The following is a 26,255-nucleotide window of genomic DNA, read 5'->3' on the forward strand; positions in this document are numbered from 1 at the left end:
CCATGGACGCGGTTCTTCAAAACCTGCCGCTGTACGCCAGCGGCCTGTGGACCACGCTGCGCCTGCTGGTCGCGGCGCTGGTGCTGGGCCTCGCGGCGGCGATCCCGCTGGCCGTGCTGCGCTCGCTGCCCTCGCCGTGGTGCAGCGCGCCGGTGCAGGCCTTCACCTACGTGATCCGCGGCACGCCGATGCTGGTGCAGCTGTTCCTGCTGTACTACGGGCTGGCGCAGTTCGAGACGGTGCGCGAGAGCGTGCTGTGGCCCTGGCTCAGCTCGGCCTGGTTCTGCGCGATCGCCGCCTTCGCGATCAACACCTGCGCCTACACCACCGAGATGCTGCACGGCGCGATCCGCGCGCTGCCCGCCGGCGAGATCGAGGCCGGGCTGGCGTTCGGCATGTCGCGCGGCGTGCTGCTGCGGCGCGTGGTGCTGCCGTCGGCGCTGCGCCGCTCGCTGCCGGCCTACGGCAACGAGGTGGTGATGATGCTGCACGGCACCTCGCTGGCCAGCGTCGTCACGCTGCTCGACCTGACCGGCGCCGCGCGCGAGGTCAACTCGCGGCACTACCTGCCCTTTCCCGCCTTCCTCACCGCGGCGCTGATCTACCTGCTGCTGACGATGGTGCTCGTCGCCGCCTTCCGCGCCGCCGAGCGCCGCTGGCTGCTGCCCACGCAGCCCGGCCGCTGAGGCGCCGCCGCCCTCCTTCCATGCTGATCCGCCACCATCCACTCCCCTGCGACGCCCCGGGCACGCAACGCCAGCTGCAGTCGCTGCACTTCGAACCCACCGGGCCGGCATCCGACGCGCCGCCGAAGGTCTACATCCAGGCCTCCCTGCACGCCGACGAGGTGCCGGCGATGCTCGTCGCGCACCACCTGCGCGAACGCCTCGCCGCCGCCGAGGCCGAAGGGCGCCTGGCCGCCGAGATCACGCTGGTGCCGATGGCCAACCCGATCGGGCTGTCGCAGCGCCTGCTGCACGGCGCGCAGGGCCGCTTCGACCTGGCCAGCGGCGAGAACTTCAACCGGCATTTCGCCGACCTCGGCGCGGTGGCCGTGGCCGCCGCGATGGCCGCGGACCTGGCGCACGACCCGCTGCCGCCGCTGCGCCGCGCGCTGCGCCAGGCGGCGGACGCGCTGCCGGCGCCGACCGAGCTGCAGGCGCTGCGGCGCACGCTGCTGGGCCTGGCCATCGACGCGGACATCGTGCTCGACCTGCACTGCGACAACGAAGCGGTGCTGCACCTGTACAGCCCGCAGGCGCGCTGGGACGATGCCGAGCCGCTGGCTCGACTGCTCGGCGCCGAGCTGGCGCTGCTGGCGGCCCGTTCCGGCGGCGATCCGTTCGACGAGGCCTGCTCGTCGCCCTGGCAGGCGGCGGCCGACGCCTGGGCGCAGCGCGGCGGTGCGCCGGTTCGCTGGCCGGGCCTCGCGGTGACTGTCGAGCTGCGCGGCGAGGCCGACGTCGCCGATGCGCTGGCGCGGCACGACGCCGACGCGCTGATGCGCTTCCTGGCGCACTGCGGCTGCCTCGTCGGCGACGATGCGGCGCTGCCGCCGCTCAAGCGCGCGCCGCGGCCGCTCGCCGGCTCGATCCCGGTGCTCGCGCCGACCGGCGGCGTGCTGGTGTTCCGCAGCGAGGTGGGCGACCAGCTCGCCGCCGGCGACACGATCGCCGAGCTCGTCTGTCCGCTGCGCGGCCTCGTGACGCCGGTCACCAGCCCGGTCGACGGCCTGTTGTACGCCCGCGACCATCGCCGCTACGTGCCCGCCGGCGCGCGCATCGCGAAGGTCGCCGGCACCGAGGCGCGCCGCCACGGCGCGCTGCTCTCCGCATGAACCGCAAGGACAATCGCCGCATGAGTTCCGCCAGCCTGGAGGTCGACGACCTGCACAAGCGCTTCGGCGACCGCGAGGTGCTGCGGGGCGTGTCCCTGCGCGCCCGGCCCGGCGACGTGGTCGCCCTGATCGGCTCCAGCGGCTCCGGCAAGAGCACGCTGCTGCGCTGCCTGAACCTGCTGGAGCAGCCGCATGCCGGGACGATCCGCCTCGGCGACGAGGCGCTGCGGCTGGTGCCCGACCACGACGGCAGCCTGCGCGCGGCCGATGCCGCGCAGCTGCGGCGCTGGCGCGCGCGGCTGGCGATGGTGTTCCAGAACTTCAACCTCTGGGCCCACCGCACCGTGCTGGAAAACGTGATCGAGGCGCCGGTGCACGTGCTGGGGCGCTCCAAGGCCGAGGCCACCGAACGCGCCCAGGCGCTGCTGGCCCGCGTCGGCGTGGCCCACCGCGCCGGCGTGTACCCGGCGCAGCTGTCCGGCGGAGAGCAGCAGCGCGTGGCGATCGCCCGCGCGCTGGCCGTCGACCCCGAGGTGATGCTGTTCGACGAACCCACCTCGGCGCTCGACCCCGAGCTCGTCGGCGAAGTGCTCGCGGTGATGCGCGAGCTGGCGTCCGAAGGGCGCACGATGCTCGTCGTCACGCACGAGATGGGCTTCGCGCGCGAGGTGGCCAACCACGTCGTCTTCCTGCACCAGGGGCGCATCGAGGAACAAGGCCCCCCGCGCGAGGTGCTGGCGCAGCCGCGCTCGGAGCGCCTGCGGCAGTTCCTGTCGGGCGGATTGAAGTAGCACCGGATGGACGCGGCATGAGCTCGCACGGCCGCCCGAAGGGCGAATCCCCCCTCGGGGGGACGGCGCGCAGCGCGCAGGGGGCGGCATGAGCTCGGCCCCCCGGCGCGCCACCTTCGTGCTGCTGCCGCCCGTGTCGCTGCTCGCGCTGGGCGGCGCGCTCGAGGCGCTGAAGGCGGCCAACCAGGCGCTCGGCAGCCGGACCTATGCGGTGCGGCTGCTGTCGATCGACGGCCGGCCGGTGGCCGACACGATAAGCAGCGAAGTGAGCGTGCAGGGCTCGCTCGACGGCCACGATGTCGCGCTGGACGACCTGCTGGTGCTGGCCACCGACGCGCCCCCGCTCGACCCGGACGACCGGCTCGGCCCGCTGGGCGGGTTGCTGCGCGCGGCCGCCGCGGCCGGCCGGACGATCGCCACCCTCGGCAGCGGCGCGGTCTGGGCCGCGCGCTGCGGCGTGCTCGGCGGCTACCGCACCACGCTGCCCTGGCGCGAGGTGCGCGGCCTGGCCGAACGGCACCTGGATGTCGTCGTCTCGAGCAACGTCTTCGAGATCGACCGCGAGCGCCTCGGCTGCGCCGGCGGCAGCGCGAGCCTGGACATGATGATCGCCTGGCTCGGCCGGCGCCACGGCCAGCGCGTGGTGCAGCAGCTGATCGCGCACTTCGGCCTGACGCGCCTGCGCGCCGCCGACGAGCGGCAGCCGACGCCGAGCGCCGCGCTGCCCGGCACGTCGAGCAAGCTCTCGGAGGCGATCGCGCTGATGGAAGCCAACCTCGGCGAGCCGCTCGCCACCGAGGACATCGCGCAGCTGGTCGGCGTCTCGCGGCGCCAACTCGAGCGCCTGTTCAAGCAGCACCTGGATGCGCTGCCGTCGCGCTGGTACACCGAGCTGCGGCTCGCGCAGGCCCGGCGCCTGCTGCAGGAAAGCTCGCAGTCGATCCTGCAGATCGGGCTGGCCTGCGGCTTCTCGTCCGGCCCGCGTTTTTCGAATGCCTACCGCGCCCACTTCGGGCGCACCCCCCGCGACGAACGCGCCGGCCGCGCCGCCGCGTGGCGGGCGGCCCGTCCGGGCGATGCGGTCCCGGCCGCGGCTTCACCGAGCGAGGAGGCTCCATGACCCTGTCCGATGTCGACCCGGGCCGCTTCGTGCTGCGGCCCTCCACCCCCGACGACCTGCCGGCGTTCGAGCGCTTCGCGGCCGCCAGCGCGCACGGCATCACCACGCTGCCGGCGGACCGCCAGAAGCTGGCCGAACGCCTCGACCGCTCGGCGCATGCCTTCGCCACGTCCGACGATGCCAGCGGCGAGGAGATCTACCTGTTCGTGCTCGAGGACCGCGCGACCGGCGGCATCGTCGGCACCAGCGGCATCGCGGCGAGCGCCGGATTCGCCGACCGCTTCTACAGCTACCGCAACGAGTTCATCGTGCATGCGAGCGCGGCGCTGGGCGTGAGCAACCGCATCCACACGCTGCACCTGTGCCACGACCTGACGGACGTGACGCTGCTGACGTCCTTCTACATCGAGCCGGCCTACGAGCGCACGCTGGCGCCGCAGCTGCTCTCGCGCGCCCGGCTGCTGTTCATCGGCGCGCACCCCGAACGCTTCTCCGACCGCATCGCCGCCGAGAGCCCCGGGCTCGCCGACGACCGCGGGCGCTGCCCGTTCTGGGATGCGGTGGGCCGGCGCTTCTTCGGCGTCGACTACCCGGAGATCGAGCGGCTTGCCGGCGGGCGCAGCAAGGCCTTCATCGCCGAGCTGCTGCCGCACTCGCCGGTGTACGTGCCGCTGCTGCCCGAGGAGGCGCAGTGGGCCATCGGCCAGCTGCATCCGGTGGCCGAGCTGCCGTTCTCGATCCTGCTCGACGAGGGCTTCGATGCCGACACCTACATCGACATCTTCGACGGCGGCCCGACGGTCGAGGCGCGGCTCGCGATGCTGAAGACCGTGGGGCGCATGCGGCATCGCCAGGCCCTGGTGCTGCGCGAGGGCGCGGCCGCCGGCGCTGCACCGGGCGCCTGGCAGCTGGTGAGCACCACGCGGCGCGATCACTTCCGCGCCGCGCTGGCGCCCGACGCGGGCGACGCCGGATCGCTGCCCCTGCCACAGGCCACCGCGGCGCAGCTGGGCGTGCGGGACGACGATGCACTGCTGAGCGCGGCACTCGATGCCGGCGGCCGGCCGGAGGACGAATGATGCAGACCTATCGCCTGCGCGAGGTGCAGCCCGCGGACCTGGACGCCATGGCGCGCTGGCTGCCACCCGATGCCGAGCGCACGCTCCCCGCGCAAGGGGCCGGCGAATGGTGGCTCGCGGCGGTCGGACCCGGCGCCGAAACGCCGATCGCCGCGCTGCGCGTGCGCACGGCGCTCGGCCTGGACCGGCCGCGCTACTGGTACCGCGTCGGCTGCATGGTGCATGCCGCGGCCGAGTTGGGGCTGTTCCAGCGCCAGTCGACCCTGCAGCTGGGCAACGACCACACCGGAGCGGCGGAGCTGGCCGACCTGGCCGTCGATGCCGCGCGCCTCGACCACGAGCAGGCCCGGCAGGCGCAGCGGGCGCTGCAGGCCGAGTGCTTGCGAAGACTCCACGCCGAAGCGGCCGCCGGCCGATGCACGGCCGACACGATCGTCGCGGAACTGCCGGGGCGGCGCGACGCGGCCGGACGCTCGCCGTTCTGGGACGGGCTGGGGCGGCACTTCCATGCCGGCGATCCGGACGAGGCCCGCGCCCGGTTCGGCGTCGCCTGGCGCACCCAGGTCGCCGCGCTGATGCCCCGCCAGTGCATCTACGTCTCGATGCTGTCGCCCGATGCCCAGTCGGCGATCGGCCAGGTGGACGCCGGCAGCGCGGCGATCGCCGAGGCGCTCCTGGACAACGGCTTCGCGCGCGGGCACCACGTGCGCATCGACGACGGCGGGCCGGTGTTCGAGCGGCGGATCGGGTGACGCCGGGGCGCGATGCCGCCCTGGCCTGCAAGCGCCGTTTCTAACGCCGTTCGAACGCGGCCATCGCCGACGGCATCGCCGTCGTCCCGGCGGGCGCGTGGGTCTCGGCGTCGACGACCGCCAGGGGGGCGGTGATGGCCGCGAGGCTGCCGTCGCGCGCCACCGCCTCGAAGCTGCGCCGCAGCAGCGTCCGAACCCTGGCCGGCAGGCGCCAGGAGGCCGCCATCCACAGCGGGTTGTCGGCCACCGGGCTGCCCATGCGGAACGCCTCCGGCGCGAAGCCGGCGTCACGAATGCGGGCGGCGGCGGTGAAGGTGTTGGAGAACCAGGCGTCGATGCGCCCCGCCACCAGCTTGCGCACGTTCTGATCCTCGCTCGGCACCGTCTCCAGGTTGATCAAACCGGCATCGACCAGCGTGCGGTGCAGCGAGGTGCCGCCGCGCACGCCGACCCGCCGCAACGCACTGGCCTGGGCCAGGCTGTGCACCGGCGGCCCGACCGAGATGAAGCGGAAGCGGTCCTGGTGGACCTCGCCGATCCAGTCGAACGCGCGCTCCCTGGCCGCCAGGCGCGTGATGCACACCGCCACTGCCGGCTCGTGTTCCAGCACCATCAGCAGCCGCGGGACCGGCAGCACCTCCAGGCTGTGGTCGACGCCTGCCCGGCCGGCCACGGCCCGCACCAGGTCGACGGCAGGCCCGCTGTGCGTGCGGCCGCGCACCACCAGCAGCGGCGGCTCTTCCCAGGCGAGGAAACGCAGGCGCTCGCCGGGCGATGCCCGCAGCGGCAGGGTCGCCGCCGCCGCCAGCGCAGCGGCGCCACGCAACAGGCCGCGTCGCCTGGCGTTCATGCCGCCGCCTGTCGTCCGGGCTGGTCAGGAGGCGACGCCGGCGTAGGGCACCGCCTCGCCGCCATAGCGCCGCACCCGGATGTTGGCCTGCTCGCCATGGGCCACCATGCCCTCGATGGCGCACAGCCGCGAGCAATAACGGCCGATCAGCGCGGAGGCTTCGTCGGTCAGCACCTTCTGGTAGGTGCAGGTCTTGATGAACTTGCCGACCCACAGCCCGCCGGTGTAGCGCGCGGCCTTGCCGGTGGGCAGCGTGTGGTTGGTGCCGATCACCTTGTCGCCGTAGGCGACGTTGGTGCGCGGCCCCAGGAACAGCGCGCCGTAGTTGCGCATGTGCGCCAGGAAGTAGTCCGGGTCGCGGGTCATCACCTGCACGTGTTCGCTCGCGATGCGGTCGGCTTCGCGCACCATCTCCTCGTCGCTGTCGCAGACGATCACCTCGCCGTAGTCGCGCCAGGAGACGCCGGCGGTCGCCGCCGTCGGCAGCACCGCCAGCAGCCGCTCGACCTCGGCCATCGTCTCGCGCGCCAGGCGCTCGCTGGTGGTGAGCAGGATCGCCGGGGTGTTGTAGCCGTGCTCGGCCTGGCCCAGCAGGTCGGTGGCGCACAGTTCGGCGTCGACCGAGTCGTCGGCGATCACCAGGGTCTCCGAGGGACCCGCCAGCAGGTCGATGCCGACCCGGCCGAACAGCTGGCGCTTGGCCTCGGCGACGTAGGCATTGCCGGGACCGACCAGCATCGTCACCGGCGCGATCGACGGCGTGCCCAGCGCCATCGCACCGATCGCCTGCACGCCGCCGAGCGTGTAGATCTCGTCGGCGCCGCCCAGGTGCATCGCCGCCACCACCGCCGGCAGCGCCTGCCCGTTCACCGGCGGCGAACTCGCGACGATTCGGGGCACGCCGGCCACCTTGGCCGTCACCACGCCCATGTGGGCCGAGGCCACCAGCGGGAACTTGCCGCCGGGCACGTAGCAGGCCACGCTCTCTACGGCCAGGTTGCGGTGGCCCAGCACCACGCCCGGCAAGGTCTCGACCTCGACGTCGCGCAGCGCCTCCTTCTGCACCTGCGCGAAGTGGCGGATCTGCTGCTGCGCGAAGCGGATGTCGTCGAGCTGACCGGGCGTCAGCTGCCGCACGCACGCCTGGATCTCGGCCTCGGACAGCCGGAAGGACTCCGGGCTCCAGCGGTCGTACTTCGCCGACAGTTCACGCACCGCGGCATCGCCGCGCGCCTCGATGTCGCGCAGGATGGCGACCACGGTGTCGCGCACGGCCTGCGCGTCGGTGGCGGATTGTTCGGCCGTGCGGCCGGTCTTCAGGAATCGAACCATGACAGCTCCTTGAGGAAAACGAACGACCCGCTGCGCCGGTGCTAGCGCGGCATGCGCGTGGCATGCACCGCCGCGGCGAGCAGGATGACCAGGCCCTTGATCACCAGCTGCAGTTCGACCGGCAGGCCGAGCAGCAGCACCAGGTTGAAGAGCACCACCAGGATCAGCGCACCCAGCAGCGCACCCAGCACGCTGCCGGCGCCGCCGCCGAGCACGACGCCGCCGATCACGGCCGCGACGATCGAGTCGAGCTCGTAGCCGCGGCCGACCCAGTTGTCGACCGTGCCGACGTAGCCGATCAGCACCAGCCCGGCCAGGCCCGACAGCAGCGCGCCCAGGACATAACACGCGATGGTGACGGCGCCGGCGTCGATGCCCACCAGCGCCGCCGCGCGCGGGTTGGTGCCGGTGACGTAGATCCGGCGGCCGAAGGTCGTGCGGTGCAGCAGCAGCACCAGCGCGACCGACACCGCCGCCACCAGCAGCAGCGACACGGGCACGCCGACCAGCGTGCCGGTGCCCAGCAGGCGCAGCGCGGGCGGCAGCTCGCCCGAAGGCGCGCCCTTCGTGTACGCGAACCGCGCCCCCTGCAGCACGATCATCATCGCCAGCGTCGCCAGGAACGGGCTGACACCGCGCCGCACCACCAGCCAGCCATTGGCCCAGCCCACCGCGGCAGCCAGCGCCAGCGTGGCCGCGCAGATCGGCAGCGTCATCGCGTTGGACGTGGTCTCGAAGGCCGTCGCGGCCACCGCGACGGTGGCCATCAGCGACCCCACCGACAGGTCCAGCCCGCGGGCCAGGATCACCAGCATCTGGCCCAGCACCGCCAGGCACAGCGGGGCCGCCTGCACCGCCAGGTTGCCCAGGTTGCCGGCGCCCAGGAACGCCGGCGACAGCCAGCCGGCCACGCCGACCAGCAGCGCCAGCACGCCGCCCAGCAGCCAGACCTCGCGTGCCAGCACGGGGTTGTCGCGACCGGACTCGCGCGGGGCCGCGGATGCCAACATGCGAAGTGCGCGGGTGTTCACGATCCGTTCCTCCTCAGGCGCCGTGCCCGCGCCGGCGCTGGAACAGCACCGCGGCGATGATGATCAGGCCCTGGATCGTCCACTGCAGGAAGGTGGAGACGTTCATGTAGTTCAGCACGTTGCCCAGCAGCACCAGCATGAACACGCCCAGCAGCGTGCCCAGCACGCCGCCCTTGCCGCCGCCCAGCAGCGTGCCGCCGATCACCACCGGGGTGATCGAGGCCAGCGTCAGCGGCTCGCCGACCAGCGGGTCGCCGGTGCCGGTGCGCGCCACCAGCACCACCGCGGCGCAGCCGGCGCACAGGCCGCTCAGCGTGAACGCGATCACCGTCGCGCGGCCGGCGCCGAGGCCGGTCACGCGGGCCGCCTCGGGCTGCCCGCCCGCGGCCAGCAGGCGCAGGCCGCCCGGCGCATGGCGCAGCCACACGCCCAGCGCGGCGAAGGCGGCCAGCATGCCGAGCCCGGCGTACGACCAGCCGGCCCACTGGCCGTAGGCGATCTCCTGCACCCACGCCGGCACGCTGCCGGCGGGCTGGCGCGTCACCATCAGCGTCAGGCCGTTGAGCAGCGCCGCCATGCCGATGGTGACCACCAGCGCATGCAGCCGCAGCAGCAGGATCAGCGCCGCGTTCAGCGCGCCGATGCCGGCGCCGGCGGCCAGGGTGCCGGCAAGCAGCCAGCCGGCGGCGTCCGGATGGCGCTCCGCCTGCGTGGCGAAGAGCACGCCCAGCGCGCTGACCAGCGCACCCACCGCGAGGTCGATGCCGCCGGCCAGCACCACGACGGTCTGGCCCAGGCTGACCAGCCCGACCGCCACCGACTGCTCCAGCAGGTTCGACAGGTTGCCGGTGGTGGCGAAGGCATCGTTGACCGCCACGCCGCAGAGGGCGAGCGCCAGCGACAGCGCCAGCACCACCAGGTGCGAAGGGTCGATGCGGTGCAGGGCACGAACGGCGAGGCTCATGGGGGTCTCCTCAGGCGGCCAGCGCGGGCGCGCTGGGGCCCATCGTGGCCAGCGTCATCACGGCTTCTTCGGTGACGGCGGCACCGCCCAGTTCGCCGACGCTGCGCCCTTCCCTGAGCACGACCACGCGGTCGGCCAGGCCGATCAGTTCCGGCAGCTCGGACGAGATCACCAGCACGCCGATGCCCGCGGCCGCCAGCTCGCGCACCACGCGGTAGATCTCCACCTTCGCGCCGATGTCGACGCCGCGCGTCGGCTCGTCGAGGATCAGCACGTGCCGGCAGGCGCGCGACCAGCGTGCGAGCAGGATCTTCTGCTGGTTGCCGCCGGAGAGCTTGTGCACGCCGGCCATCGGGCCCGGGATCGCGACGCGGAAGCGCCGGATCTCCTCGGCCGCGGCATCGCGCTCGGCCGCGACGTCGATGAAGCCCGCGCGGGCATGGCGGCCCAGCAGCGGCGCACTGACGTTGGCGGCCATCGAATGGCGCATCAGCAGGCCTTCGCCCTTTCGGTCCTCGGTGACGTGGCCGATGCCCGCCGCGATCGCGGCGCGCACGTCGCCCGGGGGCAGCGGCCGGCCATCGACGAAGACGCTGCCTTCCTGGCGCGGCGCGCTGCCGAAGATGGCGTGGGCCGTTTCGGTGCGGCCGGCGCCGACCAGGCCGCCCAGCCCCAGCACCTCGCCGGCGCGCAGCTCGAAGCTGACGTCGTGCACGCGCGGCGCACTGCGCAGCCCGCGCACCGACAGCACCACCGGGGCGGAGGCCGTGGCCGCGGTCTTTGGAGGGTAGATGTCGGCCAGCGGCCGGCCGATCATCATCGCCACCATCTGCGCCCGCGGCGTGTCCGCCACCGGCCGGGCACCGACGAGGCGCCCGTCCTTCAGCACGGTGAGCCGGTCGCACAGGACCTCGATCTCCTCCAGGCGGTGGGAGATGTAGACGATGGCCACGCCGCGGTCGCGCAGCGCACGCAGCCGCACGAACAGGCGCTCGGCCTCGCGCCCGGAGATCGCCGCGGTCGGCTCGTCCAGGATCAGCAGCCTGGCCTCGCGCACGAGCGCCTTGGCGATTTCCACCATCTGGCGATCGGCGACCGACAGCGCGTGCACCGGCCTGTCGGGGTCCAGGTCGTGCCCCAGCCCCTGCAGCGCCTCGCGCGTGCGGCGGCGCATCGCGGCGTAGTCGATCAGCCGCCAGCGGTTGCGCGGCTCGTCGCCGAGGAAGACGTTCTGCGCAACCGTCAGCTCGGGAAACAGCTGCAGTTCCTGGTGGATCACCGCGATGCCGGCACGCCGGGCCTCGGCCGGCGTGGCCCAGCGCCGCACGGCGCCGTCGAAGACGATCGTGCCGGCATCGGGCTGGTAGGCGCCGGCGATGATCTTCGTCAGCGTGGACTTGCCGGCGCCGTTCTCGCCCAGCAGCGCGTGGATCTCGCCCGGCGCAGCGCTGAAGTCGACGCCGTCGAGCGACTTCACGCCCGGGAAGGCCTTGTGGATGCCGCGCAGCTCGATCATCGCGTCCATCGCCTGACTCCCGAAGTGCTCGTGCCCGCGCCCATGTCCGACATGCCCGTCACCGTGGCGTCACTGCGGCAGATCGACCTTGAAGGTCTTCGGGTTGTAGTTGGGCCCCATGCCGTGGCCCATGATCAGGTCGTCCGGCGCGGCCATCTGCACGTAGTTCTTCAGCCGCGTATCGCCGCGCACCGACAGCGTGTCGTCGTTGTCGGCGGTGACGATCTGGAAGTTGATCGACAGCGTCTTCGGCACCGACACGCCCTGCAGCACGTCCAGCGCCGTCTCGACCGCCTTGATGCCCATCGACGGCGTGTAGTCGATGCCCACGTACGGGAACTTGTGCTCGAAGGCGAGCTTGTACATGCGATTCAGGTCGCCGCCGGTGATCGGCGGCACGGTGCTGCCCGCCCAGCCGGCCGCCAGGAAGGCCTCCACCGCGCCCGAGCCCTGCAGGCCGGAGTCGGCCCAGACCCCTTGGATGGACTTGCCGTGCTTCTGGATCATCGCGGCGGTCACCGTCTTGCCGGTGGCCGGGCTCCAGCCGGTGTACTGCGTGTCCAGGATCTTGATGTCGGGGAACATCGCGAAGACTTCCCTGGCGGCCTTCAGCCGCATCTCGGCCGGGCTGGCGCCGGCCAGGCCCGGCAGCAGCACGATGTTGCCCTTGCCGCCCAGCTTCTCGGCCAGCCACGTCGCGTTCAGCCGGGCCAGCGCCTGGTCGGACGCCGTGACGAAGCTGACGAAGGAACTGTCGCTTTTCGGGCGCCGCGCCACCGTGATCACCGGGATGCCCTGCTTCATCACCCGCTGCAGCACCGGGTCCAGCGGGTCGGCCGCCGCGGGGTTGACGATCAGCAGGTCGATCTTCTGGTTGACCAGGTCCTGGATGTCGTTGATCTGCTTGGCGGCGTTGCCGTTCGCGTCGGTGACGATCAGGCGCTTGATCTTCGACTTGTTCTGCGCCGCGGACCACTGCACGCCGTGCGTGAAGGCCACCAGCCACAGGTCGCCCTGCGAGGCGTTGGCGAAGCCGATGGTGTACGGGCCGTCCTTCTTGAACCGGGCGGTGTCGGCCAGCTCGTTGAACGACGGGTTCCAGAGGAACGAGCGCGAGACGCCGCGGTAGTCGGCGTGGGCGTGCACGGCGGCGGCCAGCAGGGTGGCGCAGACGAGGGAACGGCGCAGCCGAGCCGCACCGCGCGCGGCGGTTGACTTCATGGGGATCTCCTTGGAGGAAGTTGCTTTGCTGACGGGCGAAAGACGCGGCCTTCAGCCGACCGCGCCGCTGGCCTTCACGATGCGGACCTGCGAGGTGTCGCGGCCCTCGTGCTGCTCGGCCTGCAGGCCGGACTCGTAGTCGGTGCGCACGCCCTCGGGTGCGCCCGGCACCGGCGGGAAGTCCCACCAGCCGACGACGTTGCTCGCCGCGATGCCGACATCGCGGGTGATCGGCACCTCCACCAGCGCGGGCGCCTTGGCGTCCAGCGCGCGCTGGATCGCGGGGCCGATGTCGTCGACCCGCTGCACGCGCACCGCGACCTCGAGGCCGAAGCTCTTCGCCAGGGCCGGAAAGTCGGCCGAGTACGGCTGGCCGGTGCGACGGTCGGTGAACTCGCTGGCGATGTTGCGGCCCATCAACGCGTTCTGGCCGTCGCGGATGCTGATGTAGCCGGCGTTGTTCAGCACCAGGAACACCACCGGGATGTTGTAGGCGACGCAGGTGGCGAGCTCCTGCACGCACATCATGAAGTCGCCGTCGCCGATGATGCAGACGACCGGCGTGTCGCGCCTGGCCAGCTTGGCGCCGATGGCCGCGGGCAGCGCAAAGCCCATCGGCGAGTAGCTGCCGGGCGTGATGTGCGTGCGCGGCTCGTAGATCGGGAAGTCCTGCTTCGTGCTGCTCTGCGGATGGCCCGAACCCACGGTGACGATGCCGTGGCGCGGCAGCACCTTGCGCAGCTCGCGCAGCGTGCGCAGCATGGTCGTCGGGATGCGGTCGTGCTCGCGGCGCGGGGCCTGGATCGCGTCCCATTCGGTCCACAGCCGGCGCAGCTCGTCGTGATAGGGCTCGCGCCGGGCCAGCGCGGCCGCGGCCTGCGGCGCCGAGATGCCGGCGGCGATGTCCTCCAGCACCAGCCGGATGTCGCCGACGATGCCGACCTCGGCCGGATAGTTCTTGCCGATCTCGCGCGGATCGATGTCGACCTGGATCAGCCGGCTGCCGGGGATCGAGAAGCTCACGCCCTTGCGCCACGACGAGGCCGACCAGTCGGTGAAGCGGCAGCCGAGGGTCATGATGACGTCGGCCTGCGAGGCGAAGGTGTTGCCGGTCAGGGAGCCCGGCCAGCCGACGGTGCCGGCATTCATCGGATGGTCCTCGGGCAGCGCGCCCTTGCCGTTCCAGGTGAACACCACCGGGATGCCCAGCCGCTCGACCAGGGTCTTCAGCGCCGCGCTGGCGTTGCTGGTGATCGCGCCGCCGCCGACGGCAATGCAAGGCCGCTCGGCCGACAGCAGCAGCGCGATGGCCGCTTCGATGGCGCGCGCATCGCCGCGCGGCTGGCCCACTGGCAGGCGCTGCGCGAGGTCGGCGACGTCGATGTCGGTGGTCGCGGTCTGCACGTCCAGCGGCACCTCCACGTGCACCGGCCCGGGCCGGCCGGTCAGCATGGCGTTGAACGCGCGATGCATCACGAAGGGCGCGTGGTCGGGGCGGAAGAGGTCGAAGTTGCGCTTGGTGACCGAGCGCGTGACCTGCAGGAAGTCCGGCACGTTCTCGCGGTCGAGTTCCTGCATCACGCCGTGGCCGCGCATGTGCGTGCTGGCGCTGCCGCTCAGCAGCAGCAGCGCGGTGCTGTCGCAGTAGGCGTTGGCCAGGCCCATGACGGCATTGGCCGCGCCGGGGCCGATGGAGGTGCAGGCGGCGATCGGCTGGCCGGTGACGCGGTAGTGGGCGTCGGCGATGTGCACCGCGGCCTGCTCGTGCATGACCTGCACCACCGGCACGTCGCTGCCGGCGTCGTTGAACGCGTCCAGCAGGTTCCAGTTGCCGTGGCCGGGCAGCGCGGTGATGTAGGGCACGCCGTACGCCTTCAGGGCCTTGCCGATCACGTGGCCGACGGTGAGCTTCATGCGGGTCTCCGACGAGGACTTGATGACGCCAGTGTGCATGCAAAGGCAATGCAATTGCAGTGCAAACATTCGGGAAAATCCCGAGTTTGCGATCGCACCCGTTTGGGCAAATTGCGGGATCGCCCATTCGGCCGCCCGAAACATGCCCGCTCCCGCCCGCCTCGAGGACATCGCCATGCAGCTGGGCGTGGCGGTGTCCACCGTGTCCCGCGCGCTGGCCGGCAACCCGGCCATCAGTGCCAGCATGCGCGAGCAGGTGCAGGCAGCCGCGGCCGAGATGGGCTATCGGCTGCCCGAGCAGGGCCGGCGGCCACGCAAGTCGGCCAACCGCATCGTCGGGGTGGTCATCGGTGCGCTGCACAACCGGTTCATGACGCTGCTGCTGGAGCATTTGCACGACGCCTTGCACGACGCGGGCTACCAGATCACGCTGATCATCGACACCATGCACGAGGCCAGCGCGCTGCAGACCCTGCGGCCCCTGATCGACGGTTACCTCGACGGCCTGATCTTCGCCACCGCGACGCTCGACTCGCCGCTGGTGGCCGAGCTGCGGCGGCGCGGCGTGCCGCTGGTGCTGGTGGTGCGATCGGTCGACGAGCCGGGCATCGACACCGTCGAGATCGACAACGTGCACGCCGGCGAGGAGGCCGCGCGCCATCTGCACGAGCTGGGTCATCGGGCCATCGGCCTGCTGATGGGGCCGCGCAACACCTCGACCAGTCGCGATCGCGCCGCAGGCGCGCTGCGCTACCTGCAGGCGCAGGGCCTGGCCGCCGCGGACATTCCGCTGGCCTTCGGCGAGTACACCAACGAAAGCGGCTACTCGGGCACGATGGCGATGCTCAACGCCCATCCCGGGCTCACCGCCATCATCGCGGGCAACGACACGATGGCCATCGGTGCGCTCGAAGCCGCCCGCCGGCGCGGCATGGCCGTCCCGGAACACCTGTCGGTCATCGGCTTCGACGACATCCCGCTTGCGGGATCGCCGCTGATCTCGCTGACGACGATCCGCCAGCCGGTGGAGTCCATGGCACGCACCGCGGCCCGGCGCCTGCTGGCGCGCATGCAGGCCCGCGGCACGGCGCCGGCGGTGCACGACGTGCTGCCCATCCAGCTGGTCCAGCGCGGAACCACCGCGGCGCCATCGGCCTCGGCACGACCGTAGCCGATGCTGCGCTGCAGGCCCCCTCGGCCCGGCGACATCACCGCAGCTTCGCTCGAAGATAGGGCGCCGTCGGGCTGTGGCCGCAGTTCGCCACCTCGTCCGGTGGTCCGGCGACGATCACGCGTCCGCCCGCCGCGCCTGCGCCCGGGCCGATGTCGAGCACCCAGTCGCAGTCCGCCACCACCCGCATGTCGTGCTCGACGATCACCACGGTATTGCCCGCGTCGACCAGCCGGCGCAGCTGGGCCATCAGCCGGTCGACGTCCAGCGGATGCAGGCCGGTGGTCGGTTCGTCGAGCACGTACAGCGTGGCGCCGCGCTGCGCGCGCTGCAGCTCGGTGGCCAGCTTGATGCGTTGCGCCTCGCCACCGGAGAGTTCGGTGGCGGGCTGGCCCAGCCGCAGGTAGCCCAGGCCGATGTGCTGCAGCAGCTCTAGCGGCCGGCACAGCGGGGCCTGGTCCGCAAAGAACGCGGCCGCTTCGTCGACCGTCATCTCGAGCACCTGCGCGATGTTGCGCTCGCGCCAGCGGATCTGCAGCGTGCGCTCGTCGTAGCGCGCCCCGTGGCAGGTCGGGCACGGCGCGTAGACGCTGGGCATGAAGAGCAGCTCGACGCTCACGAAGCCCTCCCCTTCGCAGGTGTCGCAGCGGCCCTTGGCGACGTTGAACGAAAAGCGGCCCGCGTCGTAGCGCCGGCTGCGCGCCGCCGGGGTCGCGGCGAAGAGCTTGCGCACGTGGTCGAACAGGCCGGTGTAGGTGGCGAGGTTCGAGCGCGGCGTGCGGCCGATGGGCTTCTGGTCGACCTGCACGAGCCGGCGCACGCCATCCAGGCCCTCGGTGACATGGCCGCTGGTGCGGGCGATCACCGGGTCGCCGCCGTCGGTGTCCTCGTCGGGCAGCGGTGGTTCATGGCCCAGCGCCATCGCCACCAGCTCGACCAGCGCCTGGCTGACGAGGCTGGACTTGCCGGAGCCGGACACGCCGGTGACGGCGGTCAATGCCCCCAGCGGGAACGCGGCGTCGATGCCTGCGAGGTTGTTGCGCCGCACACCCTGCAGTCTGAGCCAGCCCCCGGGTTTCAGCGACGGCCGGGCCCGTGCGGGCGCGGGTTCGTCGCGCCCGTCGTCGAACAGGTAGCGCGCGGTTCGTGAAGCGGCCACGCCGCGCAGTCCGGCCGGCGGCCCGCTGTAGACGATCTCGCCCCCTTCGGTACCGGCGTCGGGTCCCACGTCCACCAGCCAGTCGGCGGCCTTCATCAGCTCGAGGTCATGCTCGACGACGAACACCGAGTTGCCCGACTGCTTCAGCTGCTGCAGCGCCCTCAGCAGCGCCTCGCCATCGGCAGGATGCAGACCGGCCGAGGGCTCGTCGAGCACGTACACCACGCCGAACAGGTTCGATCGCATCTGCGTGGCCAGGCGCAGGCGCTGCAGCTCGCCGGCGGACAGCGTCGGCGTGCTGCGATCGATCGACAGGTAGCCCAGCCCCAGGTCCACCAGCGCATCGATGCGCTCGAGCACGTCGTGGGCGATGCGCTGGGCGGCCAGGCGTTTCTCGTCGGACAGGTTCGGCGTGCGGCGCACGTCCGCCGCGGCGGCATGCGCCGACCCGCCGGCGGCGATCCGCCGCGCGGTGTCGCGGCGCGCGGCGGCGCGGCCGAGCGTGGCCTCCTGCGATCCGTCAGCCGCGGCCAGCCGGCCTTCGGCGGCCGGTCGCAGCACCTCGGCCATCGCCGCCAGCGGCAGGTGGGACAGCTGCGCGATGTCCAGCCCGCAGAAGGTCACCGAGAGGGCCTCGGGCTTCAGGCGCTTGCCGTGACAGGCCGCACAGGGCGCGCCGAGCATGAAGCGCGAGACGCGCTTCTTCATCATCGCGCTCTGCGTGGTCGCGAAGGTGTGCAGCACGTACTTTCGCGCGCCCATGTACGTGCCCAGGTAGCTCGGCTCGAGCTTGCGGCGCAGCGCGTCCTTCGTCTCGGCCGGCGTGAAGCCCGCATACACCGGCACCTGCGGCTGCTCCTCGGTGAAGAGGATCCAGTCCCGGTGCTTCTTCGGCAGGTCGCGCCAGGGCCGGTCCACGTCGTAGCCCAGCGTGACGAGGATGTCGCGCAGGTTCTGGCCGTGCCAGGCCGGCGGCCACGCCGCGATCGCCCGCTCGCGGATCGTCAGCGACGGGTCGGGCACCATCGATTGTTCGCTCACCTCATGCACCATGCCGAGGCCGCTGCAGACGGGGCAGGCGCCTTGCGGCGTGTTCGGCGAGAAGTCCTCGGCGTACAGCATCGGCTGCTTCGGCGGATAGCTGCCGGCGCGCGAATAGAGCATGCGCAGCAGGCTCGACAGCGTGGTGACGCTGCCGACCGAGGAGCGCACGCTGGGCGTGCCGCGCTGCTGCTGCAGCGCCACGGCCGGTGGCAGGCCGGTGATGCCGTCGACCTCCGGCACGCCCACCTGCTCGATCAGGCGCCGCGCGTACGGGGCGACCGACTCGAGGTAGCGCCGCTGCGCTTCCGCGTAGATCGTTCCAAAGGCGAGCGAGGACTTGCCCGAACCCGAGACGCCGCTGAAGACGACGAGGGCATCGCGCGGAATGTCGATGTCGACGTTCTTGAGGTTGTGCTCGCGCGCACCGCGCACGCGGATGAACGGTCGCGTCAGGTGATCACGGTGCATCGCAGGCACCGCCGGCAACGTTCGCGCCCGCAGCGCCGGGTAGGAGCGGTCTTACCGCAAGCTCATCGATTTGCACCCCCGGACCGCCGCCGGGCCCACGCATCATGCTGCATCGCAACATGAACTTCCTCCATGACCTCGCCCGACCGCCAGACCCCCGCCCCGCCCTCCTGGGTGCTGATGGGCATCGAACCCTTGCGTGCCGCCATCGAATACGCGGCCATGAAACTGATGGATCGGCAATCCCTGCCTGCCGGTGACGGCCATGCCGTGGTGCTGTTCCCGGGCCTGGCCTCCGATCGCCATGCCACGGTGCCGCTGCAGCACTTCTGCGAGTCGCTGGGCTATGTCGCGCTCGATTGGGGCCGCGGCTTCAACACCGGTCCCGACCAGGAGATCGACGCGTGGCTGGATGCGCTGGCGCAGGACATCGACCAACTGACGCAGGCCCACGGCCCGCGCGTCAGCCTGGTCGGCTGGAGCCTGGGCGGCATCTACGCGCGCGAGGTGGGCAAGCGCCTGCCGCACCGCGTGCGCCAGATCATCACGCTCGGAACGCCGTTCGCCGGCGGCCCGGGCAGCACGAACGCCACCCTCGTCTACCGGCTGCTCAACGGCCGATCGCCGCCGCTCGACCAGGACCTCATCGAGCGGCTCAAGACACCGCCGCGTGTGCCCACGACCTCGATCTACAGCCGCAGCGACGGCATCGTGGCGTGGCAGGCCTGCCTGCAGGACGGCGACCATGCACAGAGCGAGAACATCGAGGTCGCCGGCAGCCACTGCGGGCTCGGCTGGAACGCGTCGGTCTATGCGGTGATCGCGGACCGCCTGGGCCAGCGCGAGGACCGCTGGCAGCCGTATGCCACGACGTCGGCGCCTCCGGCATGAGCACGCCCTGCGCGAGCTCGACGGCGTGCTGCTAAGGCAGGCCGTGCCCAGGGGCCCGAAGAAAAAACGACAGCGCCCGCGGCTTGCGCTGCGGGCCCTGTCGAACAGGTCGCAACTACTTCGAGCTGCGTGACGGCTTCTTCTCGCCGCCCTGGCTGCTGCGTTTGCTCGACGCCTTGGCCTGGCCGTCCGACGACTTGGTGTCGTTCGCTGCGGAACCGGGCTCCGACTTGCTGCGTGAGTCTTGATTGCCACTCTTCGATTGTTTCGTTGCCATATGAACTCCTGGGGTGCCCTCGTCGTGCGCCATTTCTAGAGGACTGGCGTCGGGGTCAGTGTGAGTGGCCGCACCGCTGCCCGCGCTCGGAGAGAAGCACGGGTGCTCGTCGGACAATGCCGCGTCCATTGGCTGCAAGGAGCCGTGCGGCGCAGCGGTCGATCGGCCGACGCCCCGTTGCATTCGCAACCACCGCCCGGCCATCTGCGGCAGTCAGGAACGATCCTTGCCGGCCTTTCCTGCCGATCAGCCGACAGGAGACGCACATGCCCGACAACAAGGACCGCACAGGCGGCCAGGACCGCCAGCGCATCAACGTGAACCAGGACTACGAGCTGCAGGACTGGTCCAGGAAGCTCGGTGTCACGAAGGACCAGCTCAAGGAAGCCGTGCGCGCCGTGGGCGACAACGCGGAGAAGGTGAAGGAACACCTCAGGTCATCCGGGGGCAGCAGCAGCGGAGACCGCCCCTCGCACGGGTGAACCGAACCGGCGGCGCGCTCGAAGCCAATCGAGCGCTGCGCCGCCCTGCGCCCCTCGCCATCACGAGTCCGGGCCGGGGTCGGCACGCTCGGTGCCGCCCCGGCGGCGGGCATCAGAGCATCTCGCTCATCAGCGCTTCCTTGCGCTGCGCCATTTCCGCGCCGAGTTCCTTCAGGTCGAGGTCGGCCTTGCGGATCTTGGGAACATCGTCCAGCAGTTCCTGCTCTTCGAGGGCTTCGCGTGCCGCCGGGTAGACGGTTGCCTGGGGGAATCGTCCGGCAGCAACTTGCTGCGTCGGATCGACCTGGGTCAGAAGGCAGGGCAAGCCGGCAACCTGCTGCATGAAAGAAGGAGAAAGGGCGAGCCGGGGCCACCGGGCGCACGTGCGGCAGCGAACAGAGCGACCGGCGAGGGAGCGCGAACATGGCGATCGACGCCTGGTCGTCCACCAGACGCCCTGCCGCAGGGGTTGCGGACGAGGCCATCGCGCGCCGGCGTGCGCAGATCCAGTCTCGAACCAGGTCACGCCGAGGGAGTCGGCGATGGACGGCAAGAAACCTTCGCTGGAGCGCTCGCGCTATGAGCTGCGCTTCCACCTGCTTTTCGATGTCGGGCGCTCGTTCGCGTTTCCGTGCGACGCCTCTGGCCAGGTCGACATGGCCTCCCTCAGTGACGTCGGCCAGCGCAGCTATCTGCGCGTCTGTGCCGGCGTGGGTCGCGAGGTCTCCCTGCCGGAAGTCCGGTTGACGTCGGACAGCGCAGGGCGCTAGCGGCCCGATCTGCGCGGGACGCTCACTTCGCGCGGCTTCTCCGTTCCGGCGCATTGATGCCGCGCAAGCGCCTCGGCGAGGCCCTGTCTAGACTGCACCCGCACCCTCGGGAGACACAGCGGTGCCGGGCGCGGGTCATCTGCCCTGCACGCGCGCCGTCATCAACGAACTGAAAGCCGAGTGACGATGTCAAGCCCTGCCCTGCGCTCCTTGCTGGTCCACCTGGATACCGGCCGTCATGCTGCAGCACGGCTGGACGCGGCGCGCCTGCTCGCCGGCGCGTTCGAAGCCCGCCTGCAGGCCATGCTCACGATCCAGCCCACGCTGCTCGGCTCGCTGCCCCTCACCGACGAGGACGACGCCGCGGAGGCCCGCTTCGAGGTTGGGACGGCAGGCAATGGCCCAGGCCGGGCCCGCGAACTGCTGCTCGGCGGCGCGACCTTCACCGTGCTCAACGAGATGAGCCTGCCGGTGCTGCTGGCGCACTAGGAACGACCAGGAGCGCAGACCCCGTGGACTACAAGGACTACTACGCCGTGCTCGGCATCGAGCGTTCCGCCGACGAGGCGGCGATCAAGCGTGCCTATCGTCAGGCTGCCCGCAAGTACCACCCCGACGTCAGCCGTGAAGCCGATGCCGAGGCGCGCTTCAAGGAAGTGGCCGAAGCCTACGAGGTGCTGAAGGACCCCGAACGACGCGCCGCCTACGACCGCATCGGCCGCGACTGGGGCGACGGCCGCCCGCCGCCGGACTGGGACGCCGGCTACGAGTTCGGCGGCGGCCCGTCCGGCCACCCCGAGCGGGACGCCGCGTTCAGCGACTTCTTCGAGGCCCTGTTCGGTGCACATGGCGGCCATGCGCAAGCGCGGGCCGATGGGGCCGGCGAAGACCACCATGCCAAGGTGCTGATCGATCTCGAGGACGCCTTTCGCGGCGCCACGCAGACGATGGTTCTGAACGTGCCCGAGCACGATGCCCGGGGCCGCCTGCGCTGGCGCGAGCGCCGCCTCGAGGTGCAGATCCCGCGCGGCATCCGCGCGGGCCAGCGGCTGCGTCTGACGGGCCAGGGCGGACCGGGTGCCGGCCGTGGACCGGCGGGCGACCTGTACCTCGAAATCGGCTTCAAGCCGCACCCGGTGTTCCAGGTCGACGGCCGGGACCTGGGCCTGACGCTGCCGCTGGCGCCGTGGGAAGCGGCGCTCGGCACCACCGTGGTCGTTCCCGCGCCGGCCGGCCCGCTGGAGCTGCGCGTGCCGCCGAACTCGGCCGCAGGCCAGCGCCTGCGGCTCAAGGGCCAGGGCCTGCCGGGCCAGCCGCCCGGCGACCTGTTCGCCCAGATCGCGATCGTGCTGCCGCCGGCCGACACCGATCAGCGGCGGGACGCCTATCGCACATTCGGTGCGGCCTTCGAGTTCGATCCGCGCCCGGGCTTTCATGGAGCAAGGTCATGAAGGATCAGCAGGCTACCGCCGCCAATGCGACGCAGGTCGTCGACGAGCTCTCGCTGGTCGAGCTGTCGCGCTGCTGCGGCTGCAGCGTCGAGTGGGTGATCGATCTGGTCGACGAGGGGGTGGTCGTGCCCGCCGGCCGACAGCCCATCGAATGGCGCTTCGACGAAGCCGCGATCGCGCGCACCCACGCCGCATGGCGGCTGACGCGCGACCTGTCGGTCAACATCGCCGGCGCAGCGCTGGCGCTGGAACTGCTCGACGAGATCCGCGAGCTGCGGCGGCGCGCCACCCCATCCTGAACCCTGGGCGAAGCGATGCTCATGGCGGGGTCTTCAAGGGCTTCTCCACCGGGTTGCGGCAGATGTCCGTCGCCTTCCTGGCCATCCACGCGTGCCCGATGGTCGGGCGCCCCCTGGAGAGGCTCCCATGGACACGGCCCTGACGATGCAGGCGATGGTGCTCGAGGCCCCGGGCAGTCCGCTGCGGCTGGTCGAACGCGCGCTGCCCTTGCCGTCCGCCGGCGAGCTGCGGCTGCGCATCGAGGCCTGTGCCGTCTGCCGCACGGACCTGCACGTGGTCGACGGCGAGCTCGCGCTGCCGCGGCTGCCGCTGGTGCCGGGACACGAGATCGTCGGCATCGTGGACGCGCTCGGCCCCGGCGTGAGCGGCTGGCGCCCGGGACAGCGCGCCGGCGTGCCTTGGCTGGCCCACACCTGCGGCCACTGCACCGACTGTCTGCGCGGCCGCGAGAACCTGTGCGACGCACCGCTGTTCACCGGCCACGGCCGCGACGGCGGCTTCGCCACGCACGTGATCGCCGAGGCCGCGTACTGCCTGCCGCTGGACGGGCTGGCGGGCTCGCCGGCCGAGCTGGCGCCGCTGCTGTGCGCCGGCCTGATCGGCTGGCGTTGCCTGCGCCGCGCGGGGGGCGCGGAGGTACGGCGCCTCGGACTCTACGGCTTCGGCGCCGCGGCGCACCTGGTCACGCAGCTCGCGCTGCACGAAGGGCGGCAGGTCTACGCGTTCACACGGCCGGGCGACACGGCCTCGCAGGACTTCGCGCGCAGCCTCGGCGCCGCCTGGGCCGGGGCAGCCGACGAGCAGCCGCCCGCGCCTCCCGACGCCGCGATCATCTTCGCGCCCGACGGCGCACTCGTGCCGCGCGCGCTGGCGGCCGTGCGCAAGGGCGGCCGCGTCGTCTGCGGCGGCATCCACATGAGCGACATCCCGGCCTTTGCCTACCGCCTGCTGTGGCAGGAGCGCGAGCTGCGCTCGGTGGCGAACCTGACGCGCGACGACGGCCGGCAATTCCTCGAAGCCGTGCGCCGCGCGTCGCTGCACGTGCACGTCACGACCTATCCGCTGGCGCGTGCCAACGAGGCGCTGGACGACCTGCGCCTCGGCCGCGTGCAGGGCGCCGCCGTTCTAGTACCGTAACGACGCGGTGAAGGGCGAACACGGATTCGTGGCTCCTGCCTTGATCGCTTCGGACTACAAACTCCGCGCTGTCGAGCCGGCCGTTCGCGCCACGCGCCACGCGCCGCGCAGCGACCTTCAGGCGGTCGACGAGTTGCATCCGCGTTCTGCCACGGTGGTAGCCGGGTCTGCGTACGGCACGGACCGTGCCTCGGCGAAGAAGCGCTCGATGCGCTGCGCCGCGGGCAGCACCTCGCTCAGCGCGCCGACGCCCGTGCCGCAGTACATCGCCATCTCGTCGATGCGGCCGGTGGTATGCATCGTCGGCACCATCGCGCAGTGGCGCGGCAGCGGGTGGCGCCGGCCGTCGATCAGCACGCTGCCGACGAAGCCGGGCGGCGCCTGCGTGTGCGGGGCCGCCGCCACCCGCAGCACCCGGTGCGCGCGTCCCGGCCAGCCGGTCTCGAACGCCCGACTGACGACGGTGTCATGGGCGTCCGCGGCCAGCAGGCGCCGCTGGTAGTGCGGGTGCGCCTCGCTCTCCGTGGTGCAGACGAACAGCGTGCCGCAGAGGCAGCCGGCCGCGCCGCGCCGCTGCAGCGTGCGCCAGGCCGCGCCGTGGGCAATGCCGCCGGCCGCGACCAGCGGCGCCCGGCAGCCGGCCGCCTGCGATGCCTGCAGCAGCGCCTGCAGCGGCCAGTCGCCCAGCAGGTGGCCGCCCGCCTCGACGCCTTGCAGCACGACCACGTCGGCGCCGCGACGCTCGGCCTCCAGCGCGTCCTCGGGCGTGCCCACCATGACCACCAGCGCGCGGCCGGCGTCGCGCACCGTCGCCGCGAGTGAAGCTGGCGGCAGGCCGTAGATGCTGAAGAAGACGCGCGCATCGGCGGCGAGCGCGGCCTGCACCTGCGCCGCCAGCGCTGATTCGGTCTGCAGTTCCGGGATCAGGTTGACGCCAAAGGGCGCGGCCGTCAGCGCGCGGGTCTCGCGCACGCGCCTGGCCACCGCAGGCCCGGGCAGCCGGTACATGGCGACGATGCCGCCGGCACCGGCTTCGGCCACGGCGGCGGCCAGGGCCGGCCCGGCAATGCCGCCCATGCCGGCCTGCAGCAGCGGCAGCCGGATGCCGAGCCGTCGCAGCCAGGCGTCGTTCATGGCTGGCAGGTCCCCGCTCCAGGGCCGCCAGGTCACCGGGGCTGCGCGCCGGCCACGCTGTCCAGCGCGGCCAGCACCTCGTCGTCTTCGATCTGGTGGAAGTCGCGGTAGTGCTCGCCGATCGCCACGAAGGGCACCGGCTGCGCGAGGCAGATCAACTCGTCGACCTCGTCGCGCAGCGCGGCGACCGTGTCGGGCGGCGCCACCGGCACCGCCAGCAGCAGCTGCGCCGGGCGGCGGCGCTTGAGCGCGCGCAGCGCGGCGCGCACCGTCGTACCCGTGGCGATGCCGTCGTCGACGACGATCGCGCAGCGACCTTCGATCGGCACCGCGGCGCGGCCGCGCAGGTACAGCGCGCGCCGGCGGGCGATCTCCTGCAGCGCCGCGGCCATCTTGAGCTCGATGTAGTCGCGGCCGACATCGACGGCACGCTGCACCGGCTCGTCGATCACCAGGTCCGGCGGGTCGCCTTCGACGACCGCCGCGAGCGCCAGCTCCGGCTGCCACGGCACGCCGATCTTGCGCACCAGCAGCAGGTCCAGCGGCGCCTGCAGCCGCCTCGCCACGGCCGCGCCCACCGGCACGCCGCCGCGCGGCAGTGCCAGCACCACCGGCGGCGCGCGCAGCGCAACCGCAGCCACGCGCTCGGCCAGCAGCCTTCCGGCTTCCGCGCGGTTCGCGAAGGCCGGACTGTCATCGGGGTGTCGCTCGGTCCAGGATGTCATGGCCGCTCCTGTGATGAACCCTGGCGAATCCCATGGCAGTCTGCGCCGCCGCGACGGGCGCCGATTGCGCCAGCGCAATCAGCGCCCGAAAGGCTCGGTAGCGGGGGTGCCGAACACACCGTGCGCAGCCCGCCACATGCAGTCCCTCAGGCCAGGTGCGCGTACGGGTCCACGCGGCCCTCTGCCGGCGGCCCGCCCAGGAAGCGCCAGCCCAGGCGCGGCGCGTAGGCGTAGCGGCGGCTCAGCTCCGACGCGAAGAGCGTCATGCGCTCCACCACGCGCGAATTGCGGGTGCCGCCCCCGTCGACGAACCTGAACGGCGACCGGGCGAACAGCGTGGTCACCGCCTGCTTCGCGTGCTGGTCGTCACCCAGCACGTACACGTCGCTCACGCCTTCGTCGAACTGCGGGTGGCCGAAGGTCTCCCAGAAGATGTTCTTGAAGATGCCCACGACCTTCGAGTCGGGCAGCAGCTTCGCCAGCTCCTCGCCGGCACTCGTGTCCCACGGCAGGATGAAGTCCGAGTAGTCGTCGTTGAACGGGTTCAGGATGTCGATGACCACCTTGCCGGCGAGCTGATCGCGGTGCTGTCGCAGCAGGTCGAAGAGGCCGTCGCGGATGAAGGCCGCGGGCAGCACGAAGGGTGCTTCCATGGCGAAGTCGTAGCTCCCGGCCGTGATCCCGTACGGCCCGAGTTCGTTGGCGATCGTCCGGGCCCGCGCGGGTGTCCTGGAGCCCAGGATCACCTCGTGCCCGTTGCGCACCAGCTGGTCCGCGATCCTCACGGCCATGCGCCCGGTTCCCAGGATGCCGACGGTCCGCGTGCTCATCGCCGATCC

26 protein-coding genes are annotated in these 26,255 nt (G+C 72.1%); 14 read left to right on the top strand and 12 right to left on the bottom strand.

Annotation, left to right across the window (positions count from 1 at the left end; genetic code table 11):
* The first annotated feature begins 2 nt into the window (after positions 1-2).
* The 6 genes from P1K89_RS03930 to P1K89_RS03955 all read left to right on the top strand — a co-directional run bounded on the left by P1K89_RS03930 (position 3) and on the right by P1K89_RS03955 (position 5,579).
* Complete coding sequence (locus P1K89_RS03930; RefSeq protein WP_284615056.1) at positions 3-686, top strand: ABC transporter permease; 684 nt, start codon at positions 3-5, stop codon at positions 684-686.
* Between the two features lie 20 nt (positions 687-706).
* Entirely contained in the window at positions 707-1,837 is a 1,131-nt protein-coding gene (locus tag P1K89_RS03935; protein WP_284615057.1) for a succinylglutamate desuccinylase/aspartoacylase family protein, read from the top strand.
* Between the two features lie 20 nt (positions 1,838-1,857).
* A complete protein-coding gene (locus tag P1K89_RS03940) occupies positions 1,858-2,628 on the top strand; it encodes an ABC transporter ATP-binding protein (protein ID WP_284615058.1) in 771 nt (256 codons plus the stop codon).
* A gap of 88 nt (positions 2,629-2,716) precedes the next feature.
* On the top strand, positions 2,717-3,748 hold the full coding sequence (locus P1K89_RS03945) for a GlxA family transcriptional regulator (RefSeq protein ID WP_284615059.1): 1,032 nt from the start codon (positions 2,717-2,719) through the stop codon (positions 3,746-3,748).
* Positions 3,745-4,827, top strand: a complete 1,083-nt coding sequence (gene astA / locus P1K89_RS03950; protein ID WP_284615060.1) for an arginine N-succinyltransferase — start codon at positions 3,745-3,747, stop codon at positions 4,825-4,827. Before P1K89_RS03945 ends, astA begins: the two co-directional genes overlap by 4 nt.
* The gene (locus P1K89_RS03955) at positions 4,827-5,579 is read left to right on the top strand and encodes an arginine N-succinyltransferase (protein ID WP_284615061.1); all 753 of its coding nucleotides are present in this window, start codon (positions 4,827-4,829) and stop codon (positions 5,577-5,579) included. Before astA ends, P1K89_RS03955 begins: the two co-directional genes overlap by 1 nt.
* A gap of 40 nt (positions 5,580-5,619) precedes the next feature.
* Here P1K89_RS03955 and P1K89_RS03960 read toward each other — a convergent pair whose 3' ends face one another.
* Genes P1K89_RS03960 through P1K89_RS03990 form a run of 7 tightly spaced genes read right to left on the bottom strand, consistent with a single transcriptional unit; the run spans position 5,620 to position 14,407 of the window.
* The gene (locus P1K89_RS03960; RefSeq protein ID WP_284615062.1) at positions 5,620-6,429 is read right to left on the bottom strand and encodes a substrate-binding periplasmic protein; all 810 of its coding nucleotides are present in this window, start codon (positions 6,427-6,429) and stop codon (positions 5,620-5,622) included.
* Positions 6,430-6,453: 24 nt separating this feature from the next.
* The gene (hisD, locus tag P1K89_RS03965) at positions 6,454-7,761 is read right to left on the bottom strand and encodes a histidinol dehydrogenase (RefSeq protein ID WP_284615063.1); all 1,308 of its coding nucleotides are present in this window, start codon (positions 7,759-7,761) and stop codon (positions 6,454-6,456) included.
* Between the two features lie 41 nt (positions 7,762-7,802).
* Positions 7,803-8,771 carry an ABC transporter permease gene (locus P1K89_RS03970; RefSeq protein ID WP_284615064.1) on the bottom strand — a complete coding sequence of 323 codons (969 nt, stop codon included), beginning with the start codon at positions 8,769-8,771 and terminating at the stop codon, positions 7,803-7,805.
* A gap of 34 nt (positions 8,772-8,805) precedes the next feature.
* Positions 8,806-9,756 carry an ABC transporter permease gene (locus P1K89_RS03975; protein WP_284615065.1) on the bottom strand — a complete coding sequence of 317 codons (951 nt, stop codon included), beginning with the start codon at positions 9,754-9,756 and terminating at the stop codon, positions 8,806-8,808.
* A 10-nt stretch (positions 9,757-9,766) separates the two neighbouring features.
* Entirely contained in the window at positions 9,767-11,281 is a 1,515-nt protein-coding gene (locus P1K89_RS03980; RefSeq protein WP_350080093.1) for a sugar ABC transporter ATP-binding protein, read from the bottom strand.
* A gap of 60 nt (positions 11,282-11,341) precedes the next feature.
* Positions 11,342-12,493: a substrate-binding domain-containing protein gene (locus tag P1K89_RS03985; protein WP_284615066.1), complete on the bottom strand. Its 1,152-nt coding sequence runs from the start codon at positions 12,491-12,493 to the stop codon at positions 11,342-11,344.
* 51 nt (positions 12,494-12,544) lie between these two features.
* The gene (locus tag P1K89_RS03990) at positions 12,545-14,407 is read right to left on the bottom strand and encodes a thiamine pyrophosphate-binding protein (protein ID WP_284615067.1); all 1,863 of its coding nucleotides are present in this window, start codon (positions 14,405-14,407) and stop codon (positions 12,545-12,547) included.
* 142 nt (positions 14,408-14,549) lie between these two features.
* On the opposite strand from P1K89_RS03990, the gene P1K89_RS03995 reads away from it, so the two are divergent.
* Positions 14,550-15,578 carry a LacI family DNA-binding transcriptional regulator gene (locus tag P1K89_RS03995; RefSeq protein WP_284615068.1) on the top strand — a complete coding sequence of 343 codons (1,029 nt, stop codon included), beginning with the start codon at positions 14,550-14,552 and terminating at the stop codon, positions 15,576-15,578.
* Positions 15,579-15,615: 37 nt separating this feature from the next.
* Here P1K89_RS03995 and P1K89_RS04000 read toward each other — a convergent pair whose 3' ends face one another.
* Positions 15,616-18,249, bottom strand: coding sequence for an excinuclease ABC subunit UvrA (locus P1K89_RS04000; RefSeq protein WP_284615069.1), 2,634 nt, complete (start codon positions 18,247-18,249; stop codon positions 15,616-15,618).
* Positions 18,250-18,381: 132 nt separating this feature from the next.
* On the opposite strand from P1K89_RS04000, the gene P1K89_RS04005 reads away from it, so the two are divergent.
* Positions 18,382-19,140, top strand: a complete 759-nt coding sequence (locus tag P1K89_RS04005) for an esterase/lipase family protein (protein WP_284615070.1) — start codon at positions 18,382-18,384, stop codon at positions 19,138-19,140.
* Positions 19,141-19,683: 543 nt separating this feature from the next.
* Positions 19,684-19,899 carry a DUF3606 domain-containing protein gene (locus P1K89_RS04010; RefSeq protein ID WP_284615071.1) on the top strand — a complete coding sequence of 72 codons (216 nt, stop codon included), beginning with the start codon at positions 19,684-19,686 and terminating at the stop codon, positions 19,897-19,899.
* Positions 19,900-20,011: 112 nt separating this feature from the next.
* Here P1K89_RS04010 and P1K89_RS04015 read toward each other — a convergent pair whose 3' ends face one another.
* Positions 20,012-20,242, bottom strand: a complete 231-nt coding sequence (locus P1K89_RS04015) for a hypothetical protein (protein WP_284615072.1) — start codon at positions 20,240-20,242, stop codon at positions 20,012-20,014.
* A gap of 199 nt (positions 20,243-20,441) precedes the next feature.
* Between P1K89_RS04015 and P1K89_RS04020 the strand changes: the two genes are divergently transcribed.
* From P1K89_RS04020 to P1K89_RS04040, 5 genes are all read left to right on the top strand, one after another.
* Positions 20,442-20,669 (top strand): hypothetical protein, encoded by a 228-nt coding sequence (locus tag P1K89_RS04020; RefSeq protein WP_284615073.1) that lies wholly within the window; start codon positions 20,442-20,444, stop codon positions 20,667-20,669.
* A gap of 186 nt (positions 20,670-20,855) precedes the next feature.
* Entirely contained in the window at positions 20,856-21,158 is a 303-nt protein-coding gene (locus P1K89_RS04025) for a hypothetical protein (RefSeq protein ID WP_284615074.1), read from the top strand.
* 23 nt (positions 21,159-21,181) lie between these two features.
* Positions 21,182-22,120, top strand: a complete 939-nt coding sequence (locus tag P1K89_RS04030; RefSeq protein ID WP_284615075.1) for a DnaJ C-terminal domain-containing protein — start codon at positions 21,182-21,184, stop codon at positions 22,118-22,120.
* Positions 22,117-22,419 carry a chaperone modulator CbpM gene (locus tag P1K89_RS04035; protein WP_284615076.1) on the top strand — a complete coding sequence of 101 codons (303 nt, stop codon included), beginning with the start codon at positions 22,117-22,119 and terminating at the stop codon, positions 22,417-22,419. The genes P1K89_RS04030 and P1K89_RS04035 overlap by 4 nt, the downstream gene beginning before the upstream one ends.
* Positions 22,420-22,564: 145 nt before the next feature.
* Entirely contained in the window at positions 22,565-23,557 is a 993-nt protein-coding gene (locus P1K89_RS04040; protein WP_350080813.1) for a zinc-dependent alcohol dehydrogenase family protein, read from the top strand.
* Between the two features lie 117 nt (positions 23,558-23,674).
* Here the strand turns inward: P1K89_RS04040 and P1K89_RS04045 are convergent, their stop codons facing one another.
* The 3 genes from P1K89_RS04045 to P1K89_RS04055 form a co-directional block, all read right to left on the bottom strand.
* A complete protein-coding gene (locus tag P1K89_RS04045; protein ID WP_284615078.1) occupies positions 23,675-24,691 on the bottom strand; it encodes an NAD(P)H-dependent flavin oxidoreductase in 1,017 nt (338 codons plus the stop codon).
* Between the two features lie 32 nt (positions 24,692-24,723).
* Positions 24,724-25,416 carry a phosphoribosyltransferase gene (locus P1K89_RS04050; protein ID WP_284615079.1) on the bottom strand — a complete coding sequence of 231 codons (693 nt, stop codon included), beginning with the start codon at positions 25,414-25,416 and terminating at the stop codon, positions 24,724-24,726.
* Positions 25,417-25,562: 146 nt separating this feature from the next.
* Positions 25,563-26,246 (bottom strand): NADPH-dependent F420 reductase, encoded by a 684-nt coding sequence (locus tag P1K89_RS04055; RefSeq protein ID WP_284615080.1) that lies wholly within the window; start codon positions 26,244-26,246, stop codon positions 25,563-25,565.
* Positions 26,247-26,255 lie beyond the last annotated feature (9 nt).

Origin of the sequence: Aquabacterium humicola (assembly GCF_030167915.1) — a bacterium.
GTDB lineage: Bacteria > Pseudomonadota > Gammaproteobacteria > Burkholderiales > Burkholderiaceae_C > Pseudaquabacterium > Pseudaquabacterium humicola.